Genomic DNA, 23,676 nt, shown 5'->3' on the forward strand with positions numbered 1-23,676 from the left:
TGGACGTGGCCCCAGCACCTACGAAACCGGGGAAAGCGGGTACCACCATGTTCCGATCCAGGCCGGGCCGCCGCGGTGGGAGGACCGCCGTCCTGCTCGCCGCCACGCTGATGCTCACCCTCGCCGGCTGCGGGACGCAGACCGTCACCCCGCAGGCCGCGCGGGCCGAGGCGGGCAGCGGCGACAAGTCCGGCGACGGCGAGCCCGGCCCGGTGTCCCGGCGGGTCGACTGCGCGCAGGTGAAGTGCATCGCGCTCACCTTCGACGCGGGACCGGGCAAGGACACCCCGCACCTCCTCGACGTCCTCAAGGAGAAGCGGGTCCCCGCCACCTTCTTCCTCCTCGGCCGCAAGCACGTCGACCGCTACCCGCAGGTCGTCCGGCGCATCGCGGACGAGGGCCACGAGGTCGCCAACCACACCTGGTCCCACCGGATCCTCACCGACCTCGACGAGGACGGTGTCCGCGAGGAGCTGTCCCGCACCCAGGACGCCATCGCGAAGATCACCGGCCGTCGGCCCGTCCTCATGCGCCCGCCCCAGGGTCGCACCGACTCCACCGTCAGCGACGTCAGCCGCGAGCTCGGCCTCGCTCAGGTCCTGTGGAGCATCACCGCCAAGGACTACTCCACCACCGACACCGCCCTCATACAGGAGCGCGTCCTCACCCAGGCCCACCGTGACGGCATCATCCTGCTCCACGACATATACGACGGCACCGTCCCCGCCGTCCCCGGCATCATCGACGAGCTCCAGAAGCGCGGCTACACCTTCGTCACCGTCCCCGAACTCCTCGCCCCCGGCACCGCCCGCCCCGGAACCGTCTACCGCCCGGAGAAGGGCTGACCCACCCGCCCAGACCTCATGGGTGGCAGAGGCGGACGACGGGCGGGTGACGTGAATCACGCCGTTCGTCCCGGACCGTCCGGAACATTCGGAAAAGGCCCTCCGTTCTCCCTCATGTGACGGCGAAGGGGCCTGGTCCCCAGGTCCCCCCCCAGAGGTGACCGCCCTTCGCCCGTCACGGCGAGCGGCCCCGGTTGGAATCCCCCGTCCAACCGGGGCTTCGCCATGTCCGGGCGCCTCGTCCGGAGCGCTCGCGCCCGGCGCACAGCGCCCGAGGGGCGCGCACGACGGCGCGTTCGACCCGTTCGGGTGAGGTCCCGCATGGCCGGCCCCGTCACGGGCAGCGATCGTTCGGGCCGGTCGACGATCATCCTCCGGCCCGCCGACCGGACACCGCGCCACCGTGCGAAGGGGGACCCATGCCGCTCGCCACCACGTCGCTCACCCGCCGCGTCCTGCTGGCCGCCTCGCTGGCCCTGCTCGCCGGCTGCACCTCCGTACGGTCCGACGCGCCAGGACCGTCCGCCGTCCCGGCCGCGCGCGCGGAGCAGGACGCGCTCCTCAAGGCGGCGGAGCGCCGGTTCGTCGACGACTGCCTCGCCGAGCGCGGTCTACGGGCCACCGCCGCACCGCGCGCCCCCGCCGAGGACCGGGCCCTCCAGGCGGCACTCTTCGGGACGGGGCCCCGCGAACTCTCCGTGACGCTCGCCACCGGCGCCACCGTCACCGCCCACAGCGACGGCTGCCTCGCCGCCGCCCGCGACCGGCTCTACGGCGACCAGCACCGCTGGTTCCGGGTGCAGGTCGTCGTCGACAACCTCCGCGCGGAGGCCCAGGCGCGCTACCGGGACGACCCCGCCCACCGAGCGGCGCTGGCGCGCTGGACCGCCTGTGTCGCACCGCCCGGCCGCCCCCGCCCCGAGCGCCCCGACCCCGAGGAGGCCGCCCGCTGCTCCCGGGAGACCGGCCTCGACGAGACCCGCGCCCGACTGGAGCGCGCCGAGCTGGCCGAGGTGCGCGCCCTGCACCGCGACGAGCTCGCCACCTACCGGCAGTTGCGCGACCGCGCGCTGCTGCGGGCGGTCCGGCTGCCCGCACCCACCCCACCAGAGAAAGGCAACACCCCCTCGTGAAGCGCTTCCTGGCCACCACGGCCGCCGCCGTGTTCGCCCTCACCGCCGGCCTCGCCGTCGCCGGTTCCGCCACCGCCGCCGAATGTCCCTCCGGTCACTTCTGTGCCTGGCAGGAGGCGAACTTCGGCGGACAGCGGGCCAACTGGAGCGGGGACGACGGTTGGTGGGAGAGCTGGATCGCCGACACCGACTCCTCGTGGGCCAACCACGGCATCTCCGGCCCGGGCATCAAGGACCACGTCCGGGTCTACGAGAGCGCCTGGCAGGGCGGCAGCATGACCATCTGCCTCGCCCCGGGACAGGAGGTGGGGTACAACGGCGCGGCCAACGACCGCGGCGACTCCCACATCTGGGCCACCGGCTGCTGACCCCGGGCCCGGCGCACCCCGTGACCGGGGTGCGCCGGCCGGATCCCGCGCGGGTCAGGCCGAGCCGCCCAGCCAGAGGTCGGGGCCGAAGACCTCGTAGTGGACGTCGGCCGCGGCGACACCGGAGGCGACGAGATCGCCCCGGACCGCCCGCATGAAGGGGAGCGGCCCGCAGAGGTAGGCGCTGACACCGGCCGGCAGCTCCAGGCCGGTCACGTCGGCGAGGCCCTCACGGGCGCCGGACGCGCCCGGCTCCTCGTACCAGAGGTGCAGGCTGCCCTCGGGCAGCCTGCCGACCAGCTCGCGCAGCTCCTCGGCGTGGGCGTGCGCCCCGGGGGAGCGGTCGGCGTGCACGACGACGACCGGTCGCCGCGACCCGGTGGCCGCCAGGTGGTCGAGCATGGCGAGCATCGGGGTGCTGCCGATGCCGGCGGAGGCGAGCAGCAGGGGGCCGTCGCCCTCGGGCAGTACCAGGTCGCCGAAGGGAACCGAGACCTCCAGGACGTCACCGGCCGCCGCGTGCGCGTGCAGGTGGTTCGAGACCTCGCCCACCGGGTCGCCGTCGAGCCGCTTCACGGTGATCCGCCAGGTGGGGCGGCCCGGCGCGGAGGAGAGGCTGTACTGGCGGATCTGGTGGGCCCCGTCCGGCAGTGCCACGCGCACGCTCACGTACTGGCCGGGCCGGAAGGGCGGCAGCGGGGAGCCGTCCGCGTCGGTGAGCACGAAGGAGACGGTGTCCGGGGTCTCCTCGCGCCGCTCCGAGATCCGCACCCGGCGCCAGACCTCGCCGTCCGCGACACCAGCCTCCTGGTAGAGGCGGCTCTCCAGGGCGATGAGCGCGTTCGCCATCAGCCAGTAGACCTCGTCCCACGCCTGGGCGACCTCGGGGGTGACGGCCTCGCCGAGCACCTCGACGATCGCGGCGAAGAGGTGCTCGTGCACGATCTTGTACTGGTCCGCCGTGACGCCCAGCGAGGCGTGCTTGTGCGCGATGCGGGAGAGCAGCGTGTCGGGGCGGGTGTCCGGGTGCTCCAGGAGGGCGACGGCGAAGGCGGCTATGGAACCGGCGAGCGCCTTGTGCTGGTCGCCGCTGGCCTGGTTGCCCCGGTTGAACAGGTCGCGCAGCAGCTCGGGGTGGGCGGCGAAGAGCCGCCCGTAGAAGCGCTCGGTGATCTGGTCGAGCGCACCGCCGACGGCGGGCAGCGTGGCACGGACGACGGGGACGGCCTGCTCGGAGAGCATCGGAACCTCAATCTGGTAGATGATCTACGTATTTAAAGCCCTACGGATCCCCCGTGCGGCCCGGGTGGCCCCGGATGCGCGGACGGGGGGAGGGGAGTCAGGGTGGGATCAGGACGGTGGACGGGGGGTGAGGGAGAGCAGCACCGGACCGGTCGGCGACCGCACGAGGTCGGCCACCGTCAGCGGGTCGAGCGTGCGGTAGAAGGCGTCCTGGGCCTCCCGCAGCGCACCGCGCAGGCGACAGGCCGCCCGCAGTGGACACGGCGGATCGGCCTCGCAGCCGACGACCTCCTCCTCGCCCTCCAGCGTCCTGGTCAGCCAGCCCACCGAAGAGCGTCGGCCGAAGTCCGTCAGGGCGAGCCCGCCCCCGCGCCCGCGCCGGGCCTCCACCACGCCGAGGTGCTGGAGCCGGGTGACCACCTTCGCCATGTGGGCGTGCGGCACCGCCATCTCCTCCGCCACCACGCGCGTGGTGACGGGTTCCTCGTCGGCGGCGACCGCCAGGCGCATCACGGCACGCAGGGCCAGGTCGGTGAACTTGGTCAACCTCACGGCATGACCGTATCAAACAGGTATCCCGGACTCGCATTAAGGGTGCGTGGTCCGGGATGCCGGGGCCCGCCGGTCGGGCGGGGCGGGTCGGAGGGGCTAGGCGAGGATCTTGGACTTCGCCCGCTGGAACTCCTCGTCGGAGATCGCGCCCCGCTCCTTCAGGTCCGCGAGCCGTGCCAGCTCGTCCGTGGCGCTCGGGGTGCCGCTTCCGGCGGCCGGCGTGCCGGCCGTCTGGCGGATGTAGTCCTGGAAGCGGTCCTCCGCCTCCTTCGCCTGCTTGATGTCACGCTGGCTCATGCCCTTCCCGCGGGCGATCACGTAGATCAGCACGCCGAGATAGGGGACCAGGATGCAGAGGATCAGCCAGCCCGCCTTGCCCCAGCCGCTCAGTTCATGGTCACGGAAGATGTCCGTGATCACCTTGAAGAGCAGGAAGAGCCACATGATCCAGAGGAAGAACCACAGCATCGTCCAGAAGACGTTCAGGAGGGGGTAGTCGTCCATTCCTGTGCACTCCGTTCCCTCGCGGCCGGGAAGCCGCGCGTTGGAGTGAGTCTCACCCGTCCGGCCCGCGCCCGCATGTCGTGGCCGAGCCGACCAGGCCCGCGCCCGCACCTCGTGGGCCGGCCGACCCGGTCCGCGTCAGGAACGGCCCCCGCCGGCATCCGGTGTCGGCGGGCGGCGCCCAGCGCCGTGCGGCGTGGGCCGTCAGGCGGTCCGCAGGGCCGCGAGGGCCGCCAGTGCGCGGTCCGCGTGGGCGCTCATCCGCAGCTCGCTGCGGACGACCTCCTTCACCCGCCGGTCCTGCCCGATCACGAAGGTCACCCGCTTGGTCGGCGCCAGCGAGAAGCCGCGCCGCACGCCGAAGAGTTCCCGCACCCTGCCCTCGGGGTCGGAGAGCAGCGGATAGCCGAGGGAGTGCCGCTCGGTGAACTCCCGCTGCCGTTCCACCGCGTCACCGCTCACCCCCACGGGCAGCGCGCCCGCCGCGCGGAACTCCGCGGCCAGGTCGCGGAAGTGGCAGGCCTCGGCGGTGCAGCCGGGCGTCATCGCCGCCGGGTAGAAGAAGAGGACGACCGGCCCCTCGGCGAGCAGCCCGGAGAGGGAGCGCGACGCGCCGGTCTCGTCCGGAAGGGTGAAGTCCTCGACGAGGTCACCGATGTCCATGGGTCCCACCCTTCGCTGCGGCTACCCGAGAGTTCTACCGCAGAGTAGGAGCGGGCGTCACCCCCGGGCCGCCCTTCCCCGCGGCGATCCGCGCGTCCAGGACCGCCAGCACCCGCTCGCCCCAGCGGAGGTTCTCCTCCTCGAGGGACAGCCCGCGCAGCAGCGTCAGATAGGGCCCGACACGCTCCGCCTCGCGCAGGTACGTCTCCTCGTCCCGGCCGCCGAGCAGCCACTCCCGCAGCCGCTCGTAGCGCGCGAGCTTGTCCCGCGAGACGTCCATGCGCCGCGCCACGAAGCCCCGTACGGCCCCGGTGTCCCCGCCGTCGCACGCCTGCACCTGCACCATCAGCTCGTCGCGCACCGCGGTCGGCCGGGGCGCCACGGAGGTGAAGGAGTCGAGGTCCCGGCGTCCCTCCGGGGTGAGGCTGAACATCCGCTTGTTCGGACGCCGTTCCTGCTCGACGACCCGCGCGGTGATGAGACCGGCCTCCGAGAGGCGGTCGAGCTCGCGGTAGAGCTGCTGCGGGGTGGCGGCCCAGAAGTTGGCGACGGACACGTCGAAGATCTTGGCGAGGTCGTATCCGGATGCCTCGCCCTCCAGGAGAGCTGCGAGGACGGCGTGCTTGAGGGACATCCCGACACGCTAGCAGTCCGTTGAATAGTTTCCTCCGCACCTATTCAACAGCCGGAGGGGCGACGGCCCGCGCGGCACCGCCGGCATGGCGGCCGCCCCCGCGCCTGCCTACGCTGGATGACCACGACAGCGCGGGGGGAGACGGCCGGGGGCCCGGGAGGAACGAGCAGCACCATGGACACCGACGCGTACGTCTACACCAGCTACATCAGAACCACCCCCGACGACCTCTGGAAGGCGCTCACCGAGCCGGAACTCACCCGGCGGTACTGGGGTGTGGCCTTCGAGACGGAGTGGACGCCGGGTGCGCCGATGGTCTGGGACGAGGGCGACCGCCGGACCGCCGACCCCGAGCAGGTCGTCGTCGAGGCGGTGCCGGGCCGCCGGCTCGCGTACACCTGGCACACCTTCACCCCCGAATGGGCGAAGGCGGTGCGCCTGGACGACGAGGTGTACGAGCTCCTCTCCCGGGAGCGCAGGTCCACCGTCACCTTCTCGATCGAGCCCTCCGGCGACATGGTCAGGCTGACCGTCACCCACGACGGCCTGGAACCGGACGGCATCGTGCGCGGGCTCATCGGGGAGGGCTGGCCCGCGATCGTCTCCAGTCTGAAGTCGCTCCTGGAGACCGGCGAGGAGCTGCCGGAACCGCCCCGCTGACCCATTCGAGTCGTCTCCCGGGCCTCTCGCCCGCCACGCCCGCCCCATTGATCATCTTTTTCTCCTCTCGTCGGTTCTGATACTCCGGTCGGCGATCCCTCGCCGGCCTTCCGACCGGTCAGTGACTGAGTGACTGAGCGACTCAGCGACGAAAGGGGAGGGTGTCCGACGTGCCGTCACGCCGATACGTACAGGGCTGGGGAGCGCTCTCCCTCGCCGTCGGGGCCGTACTCGTCACCACCGCCGCCGCGCAGCCGTCCGACGACGGCCGCACGCCGGGCGCGGCCGGCCCGGAGCCCGCCGTCGTCATGGTCGGCGCCTGCCCCGGGGACGGCGGGCTCTGCCGCGTGCCCCGCACCACCGTGTTCCTGGACGCCCCCGCCGCCGTCACCCTGCCCGCCGGGGCCACCCACCCCCTCGACCTCGCCCTGCGCAGCCCCGGGCGGCTCACCGACGTGACCGTCACCGACCGCCGGGGACGGCGGATCGCCGGCCGGACCGGCGCCGACGGCACCCGCTGGACCAGCGACGCCGGGCTGCCCGCCGGAGGCGCGTACACCGCCCGGCTCGTCCTGGAGGAGACCGGCCCGGGCGGCCCCCGCCGCCGGGTCGTCCGGATCGCCGTCCGGACCCCGAAGGCCCCCGCCGGAGAACGACTCACCGTCGTCTTCAGCCCGCATGAAGGCCCGGCTGAAGGCCCGCATGCAGGCCCCCGTGGAGGCTCCCACGGCGGCCCCCGTGGCGGCCCCGAGCCCCGTACGTACGGCGTGGGCCAGCCGGTCACGGCGGAGCTCAGCCACCCCGTCCCGGCCCACGACCTCGCCGCCCGCCGGGCCGTCGAACGTGCCCTGGACGTACGCAGCGAGCCCCGCGCCGAAGGCGCCTGGCACTGGGTGGACGCCGACACCCTGCACTACCGGCCGCGCACCTACTGGCCCGCCCGCGCCACCGTCCGGGTCCGCTCCGGGCTCGACGGAGTCCGCGTCACCGACCGTCTCCACGGTGGCCCCTCACGGCCCCTCACCTTCTTCACCGGCGCCCGGGTCGAGGCCGTCACCGACGTCGCCGCCCACGAGATGCGGGTCTACCGCGACGGCCGGCTGCTGCGGGTCATCCCCGTCACCACCGGCAAGCGCGGCTTCCGCACCCGGGTCGGCACCAAGGTCGTCCTCGGCAAGGAGTCCCTGGTCCGGATGCGCGGCGACTCCATCGGCATCGCCCGCGGCAGCCGCGAGTTCTACGACCTCAAGGTCCGCTGGGCCACCCGGGTGACCTGGAGCGGCGAGTACCTCCACGCAGCCCCCTGGTCCCTCGACGCGCAGGGCAGCACCGACGTGAGCCACGGCTGCACGGGCATGTCCACCGAGGCGGCCCGCTGGTTCTTCCGCACGGTCCGCGAGGGCGACCTCGTCCGGGTCGTCAACGGCTACGGGAAGACGATGACCCCGTTCGACAACGGCTACGGCGACTGGAACCTCGGCTGGCCCGAGTGGCTGCGTGGCAGCGCCCTCGGCGCCGCCACGGCCCGTACCGGCGCCGCCGGGAGCCCGCTGCGCCCCGCCCTCTGAGCCCGGCCCCCACGGCCGCGAACCCCGCCGTCAGTCGTTGACGGCGGTCAGGAGCACCACGGAGTCGTTCACCGCGGTCAGACCGTGACGCTCCTTGGGGAGCATCCGCAGCACGCCCGGTCCCAGTTCGTCCGCCCAGCCGGGGGTGGTCAGCCGGACCCGTCCGCTCAGCACCTGGAGGCTCGCCGCCGGGGGAGCGTTGTGCTCGTCCAGGGACGTGCCGGCCGTCAGCGCGATCACGGTCTGCCGCAGCACGCCGTCGTGCAGCACCAGATGGGCGCTGCGCCCGTGCGGGGCGGTGCGGGCGGCGGCCAGGTGCTCGTCGGCGAGGGCGGTGAGGTCCAGGTTCATACCCCCAGCCTCCCGTCTGCGCACCGGGACGCAACTCGGGCGCGACTCGGAACCACGCGCCCGTCCTACGGCTCCGGCAGCAGCGCGCCCGTCAGATGGTCGTACGCCACGTGCGCGTGGAGCCGGACACCGGTCACGAGGGTGTCGTCGTCGGCGTAGAAGCGCGGATTGTGGTTGGTGACGAGACCGCGCCCGCCCTCCTCCGGCACCGGCCGCCCGGCGGCGTCCAGCGTCGCGTCCTGGACGCCGAGCATCACGTACAGGCCGCCGAAGCGCGAGACGAACTCGGAGACGTCGTCGTAGCCGAGGGTCGCCCCGGTCTCCGTGACCCGCTCCTCGCCCGCCACCCGCCGGAGGGTCGGCAGCGCCGCCTCCACCCAGGGGCCGGTGTTGTGCACCGGCGGCACCGGCTGGAGGTACTCCACCTCGGCCGTCGCCCCGTACGCCGCCGCCGAGTGCTCGGCCAGCCGCCGGAGCCGTTCCCGCACCTCCGCCATGTCGGACTCCACCGCGCAGCGGACCGTGCCCCAGAGCGTCACCGTCTGGCCGATGATGTTGAACCGGCCGACGTCCTCGACATGGCCGATGGTGACCGTGACCGGGTCGAAGGCCGAGACCTGCCGGTACAGCTGCCCGATGCCGGTGAGCACCGCCCCGGCCGCCGGCATCGGGTCGACGCCCTGCCACGGCGTGGAGCCGTGCACCTGGTGGCCCGTGAGGGTGATCCGGACCAGGACCGAGGCCCCGTACTGGTTGCCCACCCGGTAGCCCACGTACCCCTTCGGGTACGGCGTCACGTGCATCCCGAACGCCATCGTCGGCACCGGGTCGGCGAAGGCGCCCGCCTCGACCATCGCGAGCGCCCCGCCGGTCTCGGTCACCGGCGGGCCCTCCTCGGCCGGCTGGAAGACGAGGACGACCGTGCCCGGCAGCCGGTCGCGCACCCCCGCGAGGACCGTCGCCGCCCCCATCAGCATCGCCGTGTGGCAGTCGTGGCCGCAGGCGTGCGAGACCGGGAACGGTCCGCCCGGATAGTCCGCGTCCACCACGTCCGAGGCGAAGTCCGCCCCGCACAGGTCCTGCACCGGCAGCGCGTCCGTGTCCGCGCGCAGGGCCGCCACCCGCCCGCCGCCCCCGCCGGCCGTTCCCCGCAGCACGCCCACCACCCCGTGTCCGGCGATGCCCGTGCGCACCTCGTCGAGCCCCAGGCTCCGCAGGTGGCCGGCGACGAGCCGGGCCGTCGCCTCCTCCCGGTTGGACAGCTCGGGGTGCCGGTGGAGATGGCGGCGCCAGGCGATCACCTGGGCGGCGGTCTCCCCGGCCAGCCGGTCGAGCGCGGTGTGCACGGGATCGTCGGTCATGGTCCGCATGATCGCACCGACAGGGACGGCGGGACACGGGGACACGACTGCACGGTTCCGGGGCCGTACCCACGGTCGCGGGTACGGCCCCGGAGACGGTCTTGGGGGCGCGGGGCGGACGGGCGTCAGCCGGTGAAGACCTCGACGAGGGACCAGATCGCGAGGCCCGCCATGCAGACACCGCCGACGCGCTGCACGGTCTTGAGCGGGACGCGCTTGGCGATGAAGCGGCCGGCGACCAGGGCCAGGGCGGAGACGGAGGTGAGGGCGAGGAAGGAGCCGATCGCGGTCGACGCGGTGCCGTTGGTGGCGGCGAGGTTGGCGGTGGTGATCTGCGTCAGGTCGCCCCACTCGCTGATGAAGACGGCCGTGAACGCGGCGGAGAACACCGGCCAGAAGCCGGTGACGGTCGCGCCGCCCGTGTCCTCCCCGGCGTCGTCGCCCCCGCCCCGCAGCAGGACGAAGGCGCCGAAGCCGAACAGCAGCGCGGAGACGAGCCTGACGGTCCAGCCGGGGAGCAGCCCGAGGAGGCTGCCCGCCCCCACGGCGATGGCGACGTGCGCCGCGAAGGCGGCGGAGGTGCCGAACCACACGTACAGGGGCCGCATGCGCGTGCCCATGGCGAGCGACGCGAACATCGTCTTGTCGGGAAGCTCGGCGAGGAAGATGAGCCCGAAGGCGGTGACGATCGCCAAGGGGTCGAGGTGCATACCGGCGCTCTCTGCTCGGTCCGGGCCCGGTGGCTCCGCACGGCACCTCGGTGGGCGACGGGAGGACCACTCGGCCCGGCATGACGGACCACGCCCGCGGAGGTGCGGACGTGGTGATGCCTGGCCGAAGGTCTCGCCCGTCCGCGTCGTGCGCGGACCCGGTCACCGGGAACCCGGGGGCTCCAGTGTGTCGACGACCGGTTCGCAGGGCTACTCCCCTTCGCTGCCCACCAGTGTAAGGGACGGCCCCGGACCCCGGCCGACGGCGGGGGAGGGGGACGGGAAGGCACGGGACACGCCAGCGGCCCGCGGCACACCGGGACCGCTGCCCGTTCTGCGTACGATCATGTAATGCACGCAGCCGGCCCCCGGCCCCAGCGCCGGCTCGCCACCGCGACGCGGACCCAGGTCACCCTCGGCCGCGCCCTGCCCGTTCTGGTCCTGTTCCTGCTCGTCGGCATGGACCTCGTCACCCCCGCCTCCGAGCGCGTCGACCGGCTCCTCATCGTCGTCCCCGCCCTCGCCGCCGCCACCTGGAGCGTGTCCGGCACCCTCGGCATGGGCGTGCTCGCCATGGCACTGCAGGCCGTGCTCGTCGCCGTCCGGGAGCGGCCCGGCGAGATCAGCCTGCTCGCCGGCGAGAGCCTGATCCTGGGCGTCACCGTCGCCTCCGCCTGGGTCAGCGCCGTCCGCACCCGCTACGAACGGGACCTCGCCGAGGTGACCGCCGTCGCCGACGTCGTCCAGCGGGTCGTGCTCCGTCCGCCGCCGCCCCGTCTCGGCCCCGTCGAACTGCACCTGCTGTACGTCGCCGCCGCGGCCAAGGCCCGCATCGGCGGCGACTTCTACGAGGTCGTCCAGATCCCCGGAGCCGTACGGATCATGCTCGGCGACGTCCAGGGCAAGGGTCTCGGCGCCGTCGAGACCGCCTCCGTCCTCCTCGGCGTCTTCCGCTCCACCGCCTACGACGCCCCCGACCTCCCCGCGCTCGCCGACCGCCTCGACGAGGGGCTGGCCCGGTACGCGGCCTGGGACCCCGACTCCGACGCCGCCGAACGCTTCGCCACCGCCGTCCTCGTCGAACTCCCCGACGGCCGGGACACCGCCCGCCTCCTCAACTGCGGCCACCCCGCCCCGCTGCTCCAGCACGGCACCGACGTCACCCCCGTGGACGCCGCCGAACCCTCGCTGCCGCTCAACCTCGCCGGCCTCGCCGACTCCCACCACCACGTGGAGGAGTTCCCCTTCGGGCCCGGAGACCGGCTGCTGCTCTACACCGACGGCGTCAGCGAGACCCGCGACCGCGACGGCGCCTTCTACCCGCTGGAGGAGCGCGCCCGCCGCTGGGCCGCCGCCCCCTCCGAGCAGGTCCCGGAGCTGCTCCACCGGGACCTCGCGGCCTACGGCGCCGGCGGTCTCGACGACGACGTCGCCGCCCTGCTCGTCGTCCGCACCGGAGCGACCCCGGTAGAGATCCATCCCCGGTGACGCCCGGCGGAACGGCTCCGTCCGCCCTCAAACGTCGACTTCGAGGCAGCCTGGGTCGTTCCCGCCCGCTTCCGCGATCCATGCGCCCTTCATGCGCTCTGGCCACCGCATTCCCGATACATGAGGCTTGCACGCGTTCGGAACGACGGTCCGGAACGCCGGACGGTCGTATCTCCAGCCGAGAGGAACGGGTGCACGTGCCCCAGGAGACCCCCATCACCGACGGCTCGTCCGAGGAGTTCCCGGGATTCCCCGGGGTCAGGACGGCCCTCACCGAGGCCGACACGGACCGCATCGCAGCCGACGGCCTGTGGGCCTCCGGCGGCACCGTCCACCCCGAGGCCGTCCGCTTCGGCCAGACCGTCGTCACCGCCCTCCTGGCGGAGGACGCGGCCCCCGAGGAACTGCTCCCCGCCGGACTCGCCGAGCGGGTGGCCCGGGTGCGCGGCCTGACCCTGCCCGGATACCACCGCGTCGAGACCGACGACGGCCACCGCCTCTCCGCCTTCAGCCTGCGGCAGCTCGCCCCCGGCCCGCACCCCCTCGTCGTCCTCCCGTCCGGCTGGACCCCCTTCGGCTGGGGCCTCTTCCCCGGCGCGTACCTCGCCCTCGCCCTGCGCGGCTACCACGTCCTCGCCTACACCCCGCGCGGCCTCGGCATCCCCGGCCTCCCCACCACCTCCGAGGGGTACGTCGACGTCGCGGGCCCGCTCGACGTGGCCGACGGCTCGACCGTCGTCGACTTCGGCATCGAGCGGTTCGCCCCCTCCGCCGTCGGCTTCATGGGGGAGTCGTACGGCTCCGGCATCAGCCAGCTCGTCGCCGCCCACGACGAACGCGTCGACGCCGTCGTCGCCCTCAGCACCTGGGGCGACCTCGCGACCAGCCTCTACGACCACCGGACCCGCCACCTCGCCGCCGTGAAGGCCCTCATCGGCTTCACCGGCGGACCCGTCGAGGAGAAGTTCGACGAGGAGAACCGGGCGATCCTCGACGACTTCCTGAACGACCGGAACCTCGACGCCGTTGTCCGCTGGGGCGAACGCCGCTCCCCGGCGACGTACCTCGACCTCACCGAGGAGCACGGCACGCCCACCTTCTGCTCGAACACCTGGCACGAGAGCCTCTTCGCGGTCAACCAGACCGTCGACTCCTTCGACCGGCTCCGCGTTCCCAAGCGGCTCAACCTCTGGATCGGCGACCACGCCGCCCCCGAGGGCGCCGGCCTCCTCGGCATCGCGCCCGTCACCCCCGATCCGGTCCTGGACGAGGCGTACGCCTGGCTCGACCACCACCTCAAGGGCGAGCCGAACGGCGTGGAGGAGTGGGACGAGGTCTGTGCCCAGGTGATGTTCACGTACGTCACCGAGCCCGTGCCCGACCCGGTCACCGGACAGCCGGCCGGCGCCCGGCGGATCGTCGAACCCGCCGTCCGCGAGTCCCGCCCCACCTGGAGGGACGTCACCCTCCGCCACGAGGTCCTCGGGCTCACCGGCGACGGCGCCGGCGGCAGCGACGGCCGGCTCGTCCCCGCGGGGGAGGCGGAGGAGACCACCGGCTGGCGCCGCACCTTCCTCGCCGGCGTCGACACCGAGGCCACCGCGATGGGCGAACTGCTCAGGACCGGCCAGGCCGAGTGGAGGGGCGAGCCCAAGATCTACGACATCCGCAAGATCGACCGGCGGCACGCCCTCGTCTGGGCCACCGGACCCCTCGTCCCGGCCGACGGCGGCACGGTCGGCCGCCGGGTCCGCGGCGTCCCCCGGCTCCGCCTCACCGTCCGCTCCACCGCCACCGCGGCCGGCCTCATCGCCCACCTCTTCGACGTGGCCGAGGACGAGACGGCCCGGATCATCACCCACGAGCCGCTGAACGTCCACGGCCTGACGGCCGACCAGGACACCACCGTCACCTGGCGCCTCCAGGCCGCCGCCTACGACATCCCCGCCGGCCACCGCCTGATGCTCGTCGTCGACAGCAAGGACCCGCTGTACGGGGACGCCTCCGTCACCTGGACGCAGACCGGGATCGGCTCGCCGCCCGGCGCCGAGTCCTTCCTGGAACTGCCGCTCGGCTGAGCCCCCTCCGGCGGGAGGCGGCGCCAGGATCAGGCGTGGTACGCCGGGATGTGCGCCGCCGCCCAGCCGGCCAGCTCGCGGGAGCAGGCGGCGACCGACTCGCGCCAGGTGCGGTCCGCGCCGTCGCCGGCCTCGTCGCTCACGTGCTTCACGATGCGCAGCGGCACCCCGGCGAGCTCCGCCGCGGCCGCGAGGGCGTAGCCCTCCATGTCGACCAGCGGGGCCCGCTCGGCGAGCCGGGCACGGGCGGCCTCGTCGGAGATGAACGCGTCCCCGGTGGCGAGGACCACGTCACCGCCGTCGGGGAGCGCGATCGGCGCCCCGTACGTCTCGCCGGTCAGCGTGGCGAGCAGCTCGCCGTCCAGATCGTGCTGGACGACCGTGCCGACGACGTGCGTGCCCGTCCAGCCCGCGCGCAGGGCGCCCGCGGTGCCGAGGTTGACGATCCCCGACGGGCGGGGCCCCCGGCCCAGGACCGTGGCGAGCGCGGTCGCCGCGTTCACCTTGCCCATGCCGGTGAGGAGCACGGGCAGGCCGGTGTCGAAGAACTGCGCCTCCTCCTTGACGGCGAGGACGAGCAGCGGCCGGTCGGGGGTGATGTCTCCCAGGAGTTCCATGGACCCCACGCTAATTCGCCCACCCCGGGACCGTACAGCCGGGACGGTGGGAGCCGGGCGGTCCGGCGGCGGTGACACAGCGCTTCCCCGACTCCACCCATAGTGGTGACAAACCGTCACCGTGCCCTTCCCGGTGGCCGGTTTCCGGCCCCGAGGTGATTCTTTCGCCAGGACGCTTGTGCACCGCCCCGTCGCCCGGCACGCTCCTCGTATGAACACGGCCAGGCATGCCAGTGAACGTCTGATGAGCTGGCCCTCGCTGATCCGTGGCCGTGCGCACTGCGGTGCGGAGCTCGGCCTCGGGACGGCGACGGAGGAGATCGTCCACTTCCACGGCGAGCACGAGGCCGACGTCCACCTCACCCGCGCGATGGTCGCCCGACTGCGACCCGCCCTCCAGGCCTCGACCGCGGTACGGCTCCGCGCCGGCTCCGGCTGGGTGACGGTCCGGCTCGACGCGAGCTCCGACATCGACCTGCTCGCCACCCTCGTCAGCGCGGCGCTCCAGGCCACCGCCGCCCCCGACGCGGCTCCGGACCGCTGTACCCGCGCCCGCCCGGCCCTCGTCGTGCGCTGACCGGGCGGGCGCGCGCCGGGCGTCAGGCGCGCGCGCCGTCGCCCGTCTCCCGGCCGGGAACCGGGAAGAGCATGCAGGTGCTGGTGGCGTGCGCGAGGAGCCGGTCCTCCGCGTCGTACAGCCCGGCCTCGGCGAGCGCGGTGCGCCGCCCCTGCGAGATCACCGTGCCGACCGCCCGGATCTTGCCCGTGTCCCTCGTGACCGGCCGCAGGAAACGGGTCTGCAGGTCGAGCGAGGTGTACGCGGTCCCCAGCGGCAGTGTGGTGTGCACCGCGCAGCCCGCCGCCGAGTCGAGGAGCGTGGCGTAGACCCCGCCGTGCACGCTGCCGATCGGGTTGTAGTGCTCCTCGCCGGGCTCCAGGGCGAAGACCGCCCGGCCGTGCTCGACCTCCTCCAGCGAGAACCCGAGCAGCGCCGCGATCGGCGGGCCGGGCAGCCGGCCCGCGATCATCTCGCGCAGGAAGTCGAGGCCCGCCATCGACGCCGCCGCCCGCGCCGTGGCCCCGGCGTCCTCCCACTCGACCGTCCGCGACCGCCCCATGTCCACTCCGCTCCGTCGTGCCGTCCGCCGCTCCGACGGCTGGCTCTGTGCAGCGAAGCTAGCCTTCGGGTCGGCTGACTGTCAACGGCGCAGTCAGGTGGCTAGAGTGGGACGATGAAGTGGCTGGAGACGGACACCGAGAACTGCTCGGTCCGCCGCACCCTGGACCTGGTGGGCGAGAAGTGGAGCCTGCTCATCCTGCGCGACGCCTTCAACGGCGTCCGCCGGTACGACGACTTCCGCCGCCACATCGGCCTCTCCGAGGCCGTCCTCGCCGACCGGCTGCGCAAACTCGTCGCCGCCGGCGTGCTCCGCAGCGTCCCCTACCGGGAACCGGGCGCCCGCACCCGCAACGAGTACCGCCTCACCCCCAAGGGCATCGACCTCTGGCCCGTCCTGCTCGCCCTGAAGCAGTGGGGCGACACCCACACCGGCGACCCCGAGGGCCCCTCCCTCGACATCCGCCACACCGCCTGCGGCTCGCCCGTCCGGGTCGTCGTCCAGTGCGCCGGCGAGGACGCCGAAGTCCTCACCGCCCGCGAGGTCACCGTCACCCCCGGCCCCGGCGCCCGCCCCCTCCCCTGACCCCCGCCCACCCGTTCGGCCGTACCGCTGCGGGACCCGGCCCTCCGGCGGGTACCGGACCAGACATGCCCCCCACCTCCGGTACGTCACGCGAGCAGCCGCCGCACGAACACGCCCCCTGGTTCCAGCGGTTGCACCTCCGTCTGCTCGACTCGTCCGTGGGGCTCGCCTGGAACCGCGGCCGCGCCATGGAACTCATGCACCGCGCCATGGGGTTCGCCGCCCTCAGCCTCCTCACCCTCGTTCCCCTCCTCATCGTCGTGGCCGCCGCCGACCTCTCCCGCGGCCAGGGCTTCGCCCGCTGGCTCATCCAGGGACTCGGCGTCACAGAGGTCTCCCAGGAAGAGGTCGAACTGCTCTTCGGGCAGCCCGGCCAGGCCCTCCAGCGCACCACCGCCTTCGGCCTCGCCGCCCTCGCCGCCTTCGGCGTCACCTTCGGTTCCGCCGTCCAGACCGGCTACGAACGCGCCTGGGACCTCCCCACCGCCCGCTGGCACACCATGTGGCGCCACATCGTCTGGCTCGCCGTCCTCATCGCCGCCCTCCTCCTCTTCGTCGCCTTCCCCGCCCCCGAGCGCGCCCCCGCCGGCGTCACCGCCCTCGTCGCCCTGGGCGACCTCCTCGGCACCTTCCTCTTCTTCTGGTGGTCCCAGCGCTTCCTCCTGTGCGGCCGCATCCGCTGGCGCGCCCTCCTGCCCGGCGCCGTCCTCACCGCCCTCGGCCTCCTCGGCCTGCGGATCTTCTCCCAGCTCGTCTTCTCCCCCCTGATCGCCTCCAACGCCGTCACCTACGGCCAGTTCGGCACCGTCCTCGTCCTCCAGTCCTGGCTCGTCGGCGTCGGCTTCGTCGTCTACGGCAGCGCCCTCGTCGGACGCCTCGTCCACGAGAACCTCGTCCGCCGCCGCCTCACCCGCACCGGCCTCCCCTGACCGGCCCGGCCGCCGCCGCTCCCGCGCGCTCACACGATCCGGTGATCCACTCGCGAGCGGCCGGGCGGGCCCGTCCCGGCCGCTTGGATGGAGGCATTCCATCGGTCCGTCGAGAGAGAGCCGCCCATGGCGAACACCTGGCTGCCGCCCGCCCAGTACGTCGACACGCTGCCGAGAGCGACGGCGTACGCCTGCCTCTACTTCACCGACACCGCGGGCCGTCCCTTCCAGCTCCGCGCCGCCTACCGCACCGAGCCGTGGCAGTGGCCCGGCGGCAACATGGACCCGGGGGAGACGCCGTGGGAGACGGCGGTGCGCGAGTGCCGCGAGGAGACCGGGATCGTCTTCACCGGCGAGCCGCGCCTCCTCGGCACCCACTTCGTCACGGACCGGGGCGAGGACTGGCCCGCCAACCACATCGGCTTCATCTTCGACGGCGGCGTGCTGACGGACGAGCAGATCGCCGCCGTCGTCCTCGATCCGCGGGAGCACAGCGAGTACCGATTGCGGACCCTGGAGGAGTGGGAGGGGGAGATGGAGCCGCGCGAGTTCGTCCGGCTCGCCGAGATCGACCGGGCCCGCAGGACCGGGACGACCGTGTACGTGGAGACCGGCCCCGCCGGGGCATGAGAGCGGGGCCCGTCCGCCGGGGACGGGCCCCGCCCGGGCGCGCTCAGGCCCGGCAGCCCACCATCGGGTGGGCTATGTCGATGACGAACCGCTCCGGCGAGTGCAGCCGGAAGGTCTTGTACGCGGGCTTGGTGTCGAAGGCGGCTCCGATGGTGATCACGCCCTCGAAGTCGCCGGTCAGCGCGACCCCCTTGAGCGTGGGCAGATAGATCTTCAGCAGTCGGGGGCCCTGGTAGACGGACCGGCCGGCGTCGTCGTGGGCCGCGGCGGGGGAGAGTGAGATCTGGAGGAAGTACTTCCCCGCGAGCGGGACCTTGTTGCCCGAGCCGTCGTACCGCAGCTCCCTGACCTCCTGGACGGAGACCGGCGGCAGGCTGCCCCTGACGTCGATCACGAGCCGGTCGAAGGTGGAGTGCCCGCCCCAGCGGGCGTTGACGGCGAGGGCCGTGGCCGGGACGGTCGCGCTCCGGGAGGGGGCGCTCGACGCGCCGGCCGGGATGGTGGCGCCGATTCCGGCGGCCAGCAGGATGCCCGCGGCGACGGCCGCGAGACTCCGATGGTGAAGCATGGCGTCCCCCACATTTCTCCTGCTCCGGGGACAGTGGTGGGTCACTGGCGGAGACACCTGTCACCACCATACGGTTCCGCGTTTCATCAGGAAATAGGGGAAAATTCCGATATCTGCGGCCGCGTGGTCGGTGGGACATCCGGGCCGGCCGGACCGTAACCACTCGGGCTCCCAGCAGTTGACCAGGGCATGAAGAAGCGCAGCATGCTCGCCATCGCCTCCCTCGCCGCAGGCGTCGTCACCGCCCTCGTCACCCCGCCGCCGCAGGCCAGCGCCGCGGAGAACCCCCTCGGTCTGGGCGGGGCCACCGGACTCCTCCAGGACGACGGCGCCGCGGAGGTCCTCCACGAGACCGTCACGACCGTGGAGAACACCGTCGCCGACAGCTCCGCCCAGGGACTCCGCTGACCCCCGGCCCCCTTTCACTCCCGGTGCCCCGCGTCCCGACCGGCGCGGGGCACCGGCGCGCCGTGACCCGCCAGGAGGCGGCCCGTGCGCGCGTCGTGCGCGGGTAATGACAGGATGTCCCCATGAGCAACAACGTTTTCTTCGACATCACCATCAACGACGAGCCGGCCGGCCGGATCGTCTTCAACCTCTTCGACGAGGTCGTCCCGAAGACGGCGCGCAACTTCCGCGAGCTCGCCACCGGCCAGAACGGCTTCGGCTACGAGGGCTCCTCGTTCCACCGCGTCATCCCCGCCTTCATGCTCCAGGGCGGTGACTTCACCCGCGGCAACGGCACCGGCGGCAAGAGCATCTACGGCGAGAAGTTCGAGGACGAGAACTTCCAGCTCAAGCACGACCGCCCGTTCCTGCTCTCGATGGCGAACGCGGGCCCGAACACCAACGGTTCGCAGTTCTTCATCACCACCATCGTCACCGACTGGCTGGACGGCAAGCACGTCGTCTTCGGCGAGGTCGTCGAGGGCCAGGACCTCGTCAAGAAGATCGAGGCCCTGGGCTCCCGCTCCGGCGCCACCAGCGCCAAGGTCACGATCAGCAAGTCCGGCGTCGTCGAGGGCTGATCCGGCCCCGCCCGACACCCCACGGAACGGGGCGGGCGGAGCGGCGTCCACCGGACACCCCTCCCACCGCCCCGGCCTCCGGAAGCCTCAGCTCCCCTCGCCGCCGTACCGGCGCTCGAACTTGGCGACGCGCCCCTCCGTGTCCACGGTCCGCGCCTTGCCCGTGTAGAAGGGGTGACTCTCCGAGGAGATCTCGACGTCGATCACCGGATAGGTGTTGCCGTCGTCCCACTCGATGGTCTGCTCGCTCGTCGCGGTCGACCGGGTCAGGAACGCGTACCCCGCCGAGCGGTCACGGAAGACCACGGGCCGGTAGTCGGGCTGCTTGTCCTGCTGCACGGGACCTCCTCGCCTCGGGCGGCCGCCGCGCGACCGCCCCGCCTCGTCCGGCCCGAACGGCACGGACCCTCCCCAGCCTCTCCGCCCCCACCTCCGCCGACCAGCGCCGCTGGCCCGACCGGGTGAGACCTATCCGCCGTGCCGCGGCCAGCGGGCCGCGAGGAGCAGCGCGATGTCGTCGGGGCGGTCCGACGACCGCACCGCCTCGTGTATCAAGCGGTCCGCCGCCTCCGCCAGCGCCAGCGAACCCGTCGCCGCCAGCGTCCGCCGCAGCCGCTCCACCCCCTCGTCGATGTCCGCGCCAGGACGCTCCACCAGGCCGTCCGTGAACAGCGCCAGGACCGCGCCCTCGGCCAGTCGCAGCCGCGTCACCGGATACGCGGCACGGCTGTCCACCCCGAGCACCACGCCGCCCGCGATGTCCAGCAGCTCCGCCGTCCCGTCCGGATGCCGCAGCAGCGGCTGCGGATGCCCGGCCCGCACCGCCCGGACCTCCCCCGACCGCGCGTCCAGGACCATGTAGCAGCAGCTCGCGAACTGACCCGGATCCAGATCGATGAGGAGCCGGTTGGTGCCCTGCACGACCTCCTGCGGCGGCAGCCCGCTCAGCGCGAACGCCCGTACGGCGCTCCGCAGCTGACCCATCGTCGCCGCCGCCGCGACCCCGTGCCCCTGTACGTCCCCGATCACCAGCGCCAGCTCTCCCCCGGCCGTCTCCACCACGTCGTACCAGTCGCCGCCCACGTCCATGCCCTGCGTACCGGGCAGATAGCGCGCCACCGTCTCCAGGCCCTCCCGCACCGGCAGCCGATGCGGCAGCAGCGCGTCCTGGAGCCCCCGCGCCACCGCGGCCTCGGAGTCGTACCGCTGCGCCCGCTCCAGCGCCTGCGCGATCAGCCCCGCCAGCGCCGTGAGCACCGCCCGCTCCTCCGGGCCGAAGTCCCGCGGCCGGTCGAAGCCGAGGATGCACGAACCCACCGGCCGGCCCGAGGCGATGAGCGGCAGGAAGGCCCGCGCCCCCGTCTCCGCGTCCAGCGGCAGCCCCGGATAGGCCCGCCGCAGGCTCTCCATCGACTCGAAGAACAGCGCCCGGCCGGACGTCAGCGTGTCCACCCCCGGCAACCGGGCGTCGAGCGCCACCCCGTCGAACGGGTCCAGGAAACCCGGTGGGAACCCCGTCTCCCACGCCAGGTACAGCCGCCGGTCGCTCAGCAGGTAGATCGCCAGCTGCCGGCCGCCGAAGGCCGGCAGCAGCTCCTCGGTGACCACCGCCGACACCTGCCGCGCCGTCATGGCCTCCGTCAGCGCGATCGCCAGCGCCACCGGCCGGTAGAGCGACGCCGACCGCGCGTCCTCCGGCCCGAGCCCGTCCCCCGCCCGGGCGGACGGCTTCGGGGACGGTACGGCGGGAAGGACGGGCCCGGTCCGCGCCTCGGCCTCCTCCGCCGCCGGGACGTCCTCCGGGACGAGGACCATGGTCACCCCGTCCCGCCCCGGGTGCAGCGACACCGACAGCCAGTGGCCGTCCTCCGGACGCGCCAGGAACCGCACCGGCTCGCTCGACAGCAGAGCGGCCCGCAGCTGCTCCTCGTGGAACGGGTGGGCGAACCACGGCAGCGCCTCCCACAGCGGCCGCCCCGCCAGGGCGCGGCGCGGCCGTCCGAGGAGCCGCTCGGTGCGCTCGTTCACATAGGTGACCCGGCCGAGCCGGTCGATGGCCAGGATGGCCCGCGGCAGCCGGTCCGTGGCGTCCGAACCGATCAGCCCCGTTCCCAGGTCCACCAGGGCGCCCGCCAGGTGCCGGTGACCGTCCGCCCCCACGAACCGCGAGCGCGTCGACACCTCAAGGAGGTGCAGCCCGCCGTCCGGCCCCCTCAGCCGCAGCCGCCGCACCGACTTCCTGCCGTCCGCCTCGCCCGTCCGGCGGGCCGCCACCCACAGCGCGTAACCGTCCTCCGGCTCAAGCCGCGAGGTCAGCGCCTCGATCGGCAGCGGGGAGGCGTCGGGCACGCCGAGGATCGCCCGCAGCCCGTCGTCCATGGTCACGGTCCCCGCCGCCAGATCCCAGTCGAAGGACCCGAACCGGACCGGCGGCACCGCGCCCGACGGCAGCTGCACACAGACCGGGTCACCCGGCCACACCACGTCCGTCCCCTCGGCCGAGAGCCCCCCGAGGGACTCCCCGAGCCGCAGCCCCGACCTGGTCATCAGGGACCGGTCCCGTGCGCCGACCGGCAGCCCCGGCGACGGGGGCCGCAGCACCACGAGGACCCCGAACCGCTCCCGGCCGGCGACCACGGGCGCGTACAGCGACGCGAACGGGAACGGGAGGCTCGCCACCAGCTGCGGGAACCGCCGCATCGACTCCTCGACGTCCGCCAGGTACACCGCCTGCCCGGACCGGTGCACCTCGGCGACCGGGAACGGGCGGTTGGTGTGCATCCGCGACCACGGACGGAACAGCTCCCCCGGCAGCCCCGCGAGCACCGAGAGGCGCAGCAGCCCCTCCGTACCGGAGGACAGGTACACCCCGCCCGCGTACCCGCCGACCGCCTCGACGGCGTCCGTCGCCGCCTCCGCCAGCACCTGCGTCAGGGCCTGCGGTGGAGCGCCGGGGAGCACCCGGCCGGGGGCGCCGTCGAAGGACGGGCCGGGAGACGGGCCGTGCGGGGTCACACAGTCAGGATGCGCCCGCGACGAAACCCGTCGCATCCCGGACGCCCGGCCCCCGAGCGCCGACCCTGTTGACCCGGAGCTCCCGTACCGTCACACTCGGTGGTCGTCCGCCGCCGTCACCGGCGGCGGAGGGCACACCACCACCTCGCGCAAGGGGAACCGATGAGCGGCCGGGTACTTCCGTACGACGTCCACGGCGACGGACCGGGGAGGGCCCTCGTCCTCCACAACTGGTTCGGGGACCGCAGCAGCTTCGACCCGCTCCGCGCGCACCTCGACGCGTCGGCGGGCAGCTACGCCTTCCTCGACTGCCGCGGCTACGGCGAGGCCCGCGACGCCGACGGTGCCTACACCATGGAGGAGGTCGCCGCGGACGCCCTGGCCGTCGCCGACGACCTCGGCTGGGACTCCTTCTCCGTCATCGGCCACTCCATGGGCGGCAAGGCGGCTCAGCTGATGCTGCTCGACGCGCCCGACCGGGTCCGCTCGATCATCGGGATCTCGCCCGTCTCCGCCGCCGGCTTCCCCCTCGACGAGGAGAGCCGGCAGCTGTTCGCCGGCGCCGCCGACGACCCCGCGCTGCGCCGCGTCATCATCGACCACACCACCGGCGGCCGACACGGAGGACCGTGGCTCGACGCCGTCGTCGACCGCTCGGTGACCCGCTCCTCGGCCGCCGCCTTCCGCGCCTACCTGGACTCCTGGTCCGGCACCGACTTCCACGAGCGGGTCCGCGACAACCCGACGCCCGTGCTGCTGGTCGTCGGCGCGCACGACCCGGCGCTGGGCGCCGAGGCGATGGAGGCGACCTGGCTGCGCTGGTACCCGAACGCCCGCCTCGAAGTCCTGGCGGACGCCGGGCACTACCCGCCGGAGGAGACCCCGAAGGACCTCGCCCGGGCCATCGAGGCCTTCCTCGCCGCCTGAGGGACGGGGGAAGGGCGCGCGGCCCTGTGCCGGATGAGGCGACCGGCCGTCGGGTGGGACCCTGGAAGTACGGGCAGGGCCGTACGGGCCCTCCCGCGCGGG

General features: G+C 73.7%; 27 protein-coding genes. 14 read left to right on the forward strand and 13 right to left on the reverse strand.

Translation table 11 applies throughout. The features are described 5' to 3' along the window. Positions 1-47: 47 nt before the first annotated feature. The 3 genes from QK442_RS15685 to QK442_RS15695 all read left to right on the forward strand — a co-directional run bounded on the left by QK442_RS15685 (position 48) and on the right by QK442_RS15695 (position 2,346). Positions 48-845 carry a polysaccharide deacetylase family protein gene (locus tag QK442_RS15685; protein ID WP_282694546.1) on the forward strand — a complete coding sequence of 266 codons (798 nt, stop codon included), beginning with the start codon at positions 48-50 and terminating at the stop codon, positions 843-845. Positions 846-1,264: 419 nt separating this feature from the next. Next, entirely contained in the window at positions 1,265-1,978 is a 714-nt protein-coding gene (locus QK442_RS15690) for a hypothetical protein (protein ID WP_282694547.1), read from the forward strand. Further along, positions 1,975-2,346, forward strand: a complete 372-nt coding sequence (locus QK442_RS15695) for a peptidase inhibitor family I36 protein (protein WP_282694548.1) — start codon at positions 1,975-1,977, stop codon at positions 2,344-2,346. The genes QK442_RS15690 and QK442_RS15695 overlap by 4 nt, the downstream gene beginning before the upstream one ends. Positions 2,347-2,400: 54 nt before the next feature. On the opposite strand, the gene QK442_RS15700 is transcribed toward QK442_RS15695, so the two are convergent. The 5 genes from QK442_RS15700 to QK442_RS15720 form a co-directional block, all read right to left on the reverse strand. Then, positions 2,401-3,588 (reverse strand): globin domain-containing protein, encoded by a 1,188-nt coding sequence (locus QK442_RS15700; RefSeq protein ID WP_282694549.1) that lies wholly within the window; start codon positions 3,586-3,588, stop codon positions 2,401-2,403. 108 nt (positions 3,589-3,696) lie between these two features. Next, on the reverse strand, positions 3,697-4,140 hold the full coding sequence (locus QK442_RS15705; protein WP_282694550.1) for an Rrf2 family transcriptional regulator: 444 nt from the start codon (positions 4,138-4,140) through the stop codon (positions 3,697-3,699). Positions 4,141-4,236: 96 nt separating this feature from the next. Then, complete coding sequence (locus QK442_RS15710) at positions 4,237-4,644, reverse strand: SHOCT domain-containing protein (RefSeq protein WP_282694551.1); 408 nt, start codon at positions 4,642-4,644, stop codon at positions 4,237-4,239. 204 nt (positions 4,645-4,848) lie between these two features. Next, positions 4,849-5,307, reverse strand: coding sequence for a peroxiredoxin (locus QK442_RS15715; RefSeq protein ID WP_282694552.1), 459 nt, complete (start codon positions 5,305-5,307; stop codon positions 4,849-4,851). Positions 5,308-5,341: 34 nt separating this feature from the next. Continuing rightward, positions 5,342-5,941, reverse strand: coding sequence for a PadR family transcriptional regulator (locus QK442_RS15720; protein ID WP_282694553.1), 600 nt, complete (start codon positions 5,939-5,941; stop codon positions 5,342-5,344). A gap of 174 nt (positions 5,942-6,115) precedes the next feature. On the opposite strand from QK442_RS15720, the gene QK442_RS15725 reads away from it, so the two are divergent. Together QK442_RS15725 and QK442_RS15730 are read left to right on the forward strand one after the other, a co-directional pair. Continuing rightward, positions 6,116-6,601, forward strand: a complete 486-nt coding sequence (locus QK442_RS15725; RefSeq protein ID WP_282694554.1) for an SRPBCC family protein — start codon at positions 6,116-6,118, stop codon at positions 6,599-6,601. 170 nt (positions 6,602-6,771) lie between these two features. Next, entirely contained in the window at positions 6,772-8,169 is a 1,398-nt protein-coding gene (locus QK442_RS15730) for an Ig-like domain-containing protein (RefSeq protein WP_282694555.1), read from the forward strand. Positions 8,170-8,199: 30 nt separating this feature from the next. Here the strand turns inward: QK442_RS15730 and QK442_RS15735 are convergent, their stop codons facing one another. The 3 genes from QK442_RS15735 to QK442_RS15745 form a co-directional block, all read right to left on the reverse strand. Continuing rightward, positions 8,200-8,520: a cupin gene (locus QK442_RS15735; protein ID WP_282694556.1), complete on the reverse strand. Its 321-nt coding sequence runs from the start codon at positions 8,518-8,520 to the stop codon at positions 8,200-8,202. 65 nt (positions 8,521-8,585) lie between these two features. Further along, a complete protein-coding gene (locus tag QK442_RS15740) occupies positions 8,586-9,881 on the reverse strand; it encodes an amidohydrolase (protein WP_282694557.1) in 1,296 nt (431 codons plus the stop codon). A gap of 125 nt (positions 9,882-10,006) precedes the next feature. After that, a complete protein-coding gene (locus QK442_RS15745; protein ID WP_282694558.1) occupies positions 10,007-10,591 on the reverse strand; it encodes a TMEM165/GDT1 family protein in 585 nt (194 codons plus the stop codon). 351 nt (positions 10,592-10,942) lie between these two features. Here QK442_RS15745 and QK442_RS15750 point away from each other — a divergent pair, with 351 nt between their 5' ends. Together QK442_RS15750 and QK442_RS15755 are read left to right on the forward strand one after the other, a co-directional pair. Continuing rightward, complete coding sequence (locus tag QK442_RS15750; protein ID WP_282694559.1) at positions 10,943-12,079, forward strand: PP2C family protein-serine/threonine phosphatase; 1,137 nt, start codon at positions 10,943-10,945, stop codon at positions 12,077-12,079. Between the two features lie 197 nt (positions 12,080-12,276). After that, positions 12,277-14,157 (forward strand): CocE/NonD family hydrolase, encoded by a 1,881-nt coding sequence (locus tag QK442_RS15755; protein WP_282694560.1) that lies wholly within the window; start codon positions 12,277-12,279, stop codon positions 14,155-14,157. Positions 14,158-14,186: 29 nt separating this feature from the next. Here the strand turns inward: QK442_RS15755 and QK442_RS15760 are convergent, their stop codons facing one another. Next, complete coding sequence (locus QK442_RS15760) at positions 14,187-14,774, reverse strand: nucleosidase (RefSeq protein ID WP_282694561.1); 588 nt, start codon at positions 14,772-14,774, stop codon at positions 14,187-14,189. Between the two features lie 211 nt (positions 14,775-14,985). On the opposite strand from QK442_RS15760, the gene QK442_RS15765 reads away from it, so the two are divergent. Then, positions 14,986-15,351 (forward strand): luciferase family protein, encoded by a 366-nt coding sequence (locus QK442_RS15765; protein ID WP_282694562.1) that lies wholly within the window; start codon positions 14,986-14,988, stop codon positions 15,349-15,351. A 22-nt stretch (positions 15,352-15,373) separates the two neighbouring features. On the opposite strand, the gene QK442_RS15770 is transcribed toward QK442_RS15765, so the two are convergent. After that, positions 15,374-15,892, reverse strand: coding sequence for a PaaI family thioesterase (locus QK442_RS15770; RefSeq protein WP_282694563.1), 519 nt, complete (start codon positions 15,890-15,892; stop codon positions 15,374-15,376). Positions 15,893-16,006: 114 nt separating this feature from the next. On the opposite strand from QK442_RS15770, the gene QK442_RS15775 reads away from it, so the two are divergent. The 3 genes from QK442_RS15775 to QK442_RS15785 all read left to right on the forward strand — a co-directional run bounded on the left by QK442_RS15775 (position 16,007) and on the right by QK442_RS15785 (position 18,036). Continuing rightward, the gene (locus tag QK442_RS15775; protein WP_282694564.1) at positions 16,007-16,477 is read left to right on the forward strand and encodes a helix-turn-helix domain-containing protein; all 471 of its coding nucleotides are present in this window, start codon (positions 16,007-16,009) and stop codon (positions 16,475-16,477) included. Positions 16,478-16,542: 65 nt separating this feature from the next. Continuing rightward, positions 16,543-17,406, forward strand: coding sequence for a YhjD/YihY/BrkB family envelope integrity protein (locus tag QK442_RS15780; RefSeq protein ID WP_282694565.1), 864 nt, complete (start codon positions 16,543-16,545; stop codon positions 17,404-17,406). A 126-nt stretch (positions 17,407-17,532) separates the two neighbouring features. Continuing rightward, complete coding sequence (locus QK442_RS15785) at positions 17,533-18,036, forward strand: NUDIX hydrolase (protein WP_282694566.1); 504 nt, start codon at positions 17,533-17,535, stop codon at positions 18,034-18,036. Between the two features lie 43 nt (positions 18,037-18,079). On the opposite strand, the gene QK442_RS15790 is transcribed toward QK442_RS15785, so the two are convergent. Then, positions 18,080-18,604 (reverse strand): hypothetical protein, encoded by a 525-nt coding sequence (locus tag QK442_RS15790; RefSeq protein WP_282694567.1) that lies wholly within the window; start codon positions 18,602-18,604, stop codon positions 18,080-18,082. Positions 18,605-18,793: 189 nt separating this feature from the next. On the opposite strand from QK442_RS15790, the gene QK442_RS15795 reads away from it, so the two are divergent. Continuing rightward, positions 18,794-19,012 carry a hypothetical protein gene (locus QK442_RS15795; protein ID WP_282694568.1) on the forward strand — a complete coding sequence of 73 codons (219 nt, stop codon included), beginning with the start codon at positions 18,794-18,796 and terminating at the stop codon, positions 19,010-19,012. 122 nt (positions 19,013-19,134) lie between these two features. Next, positions 19,135-19,632, forward strand: coding sequence for a peptidylprolyl isomerase (locus QK442_RS15800; RefSeq protein WP_282694569.1), 498 nt, complete (start codon positions 19,135-19,137; stop codon positions 19,630-19,632). An 87-nt stretch (positions 19,633-19,719) separates the two neighbouring features. Here QK442_RS15800 and QK442_RS15805 read toward each other — a convergent pair whose 3' ends face one another. Both QK442_RS15805 and QK442_RS15810 read right to left on the reverse strand, forming a co-directional pair. Beyond that, positions 19,720-19,971, reverse strand: a complete 252-nt coding sequence (locus QK442_RS15805) for a type B 50S ribosomal protein L31 (protein WP_282694570.1) — start codon at positions 19,969-19,971, stop codon at positions 19,720-19,722. Between the two features lie 129 nt (positions 19,972-20,100). After that, positions 20,101-22,683 carry a SpoIIE family protein phosphatase gene (locus QK442_RS15810; RefSeq protein ID WP_282694571.1) on the reverse strand — a complete coding sequence of 861 codons (2,583 nt, stop codon included), beginning with the start codon at positions 22,681-22,683 and terminating at the stop codon, positions 20,101-20,103. Between the two features lie 126 nt (positions 22,684-22,809). Here QK442_RS15810 and QK442_RS15815 point away from each other — a divergent pair, with 126 nt between their 5' ends. Continuing rightward, entirely contained in the window at positions 22,810-23,574 is a 765-nt protein-coding gene (locus QK442_RS15815) for an alpha/beta hydrolase (RefSeq protein ID WP_282694572.1), read from the forward strand. Positions 23,575-23,676 lie beyond the last annotated feature (102 nt).

The sequence above is a fragment of the Streptomyces sp. CC208A genome (assembly GCF_030010625.1).
GTDB lineage: Bacteria > Actinomycetota > Actinomycetes > Streptomycetales > Streptomycetaceae > Streptomyces.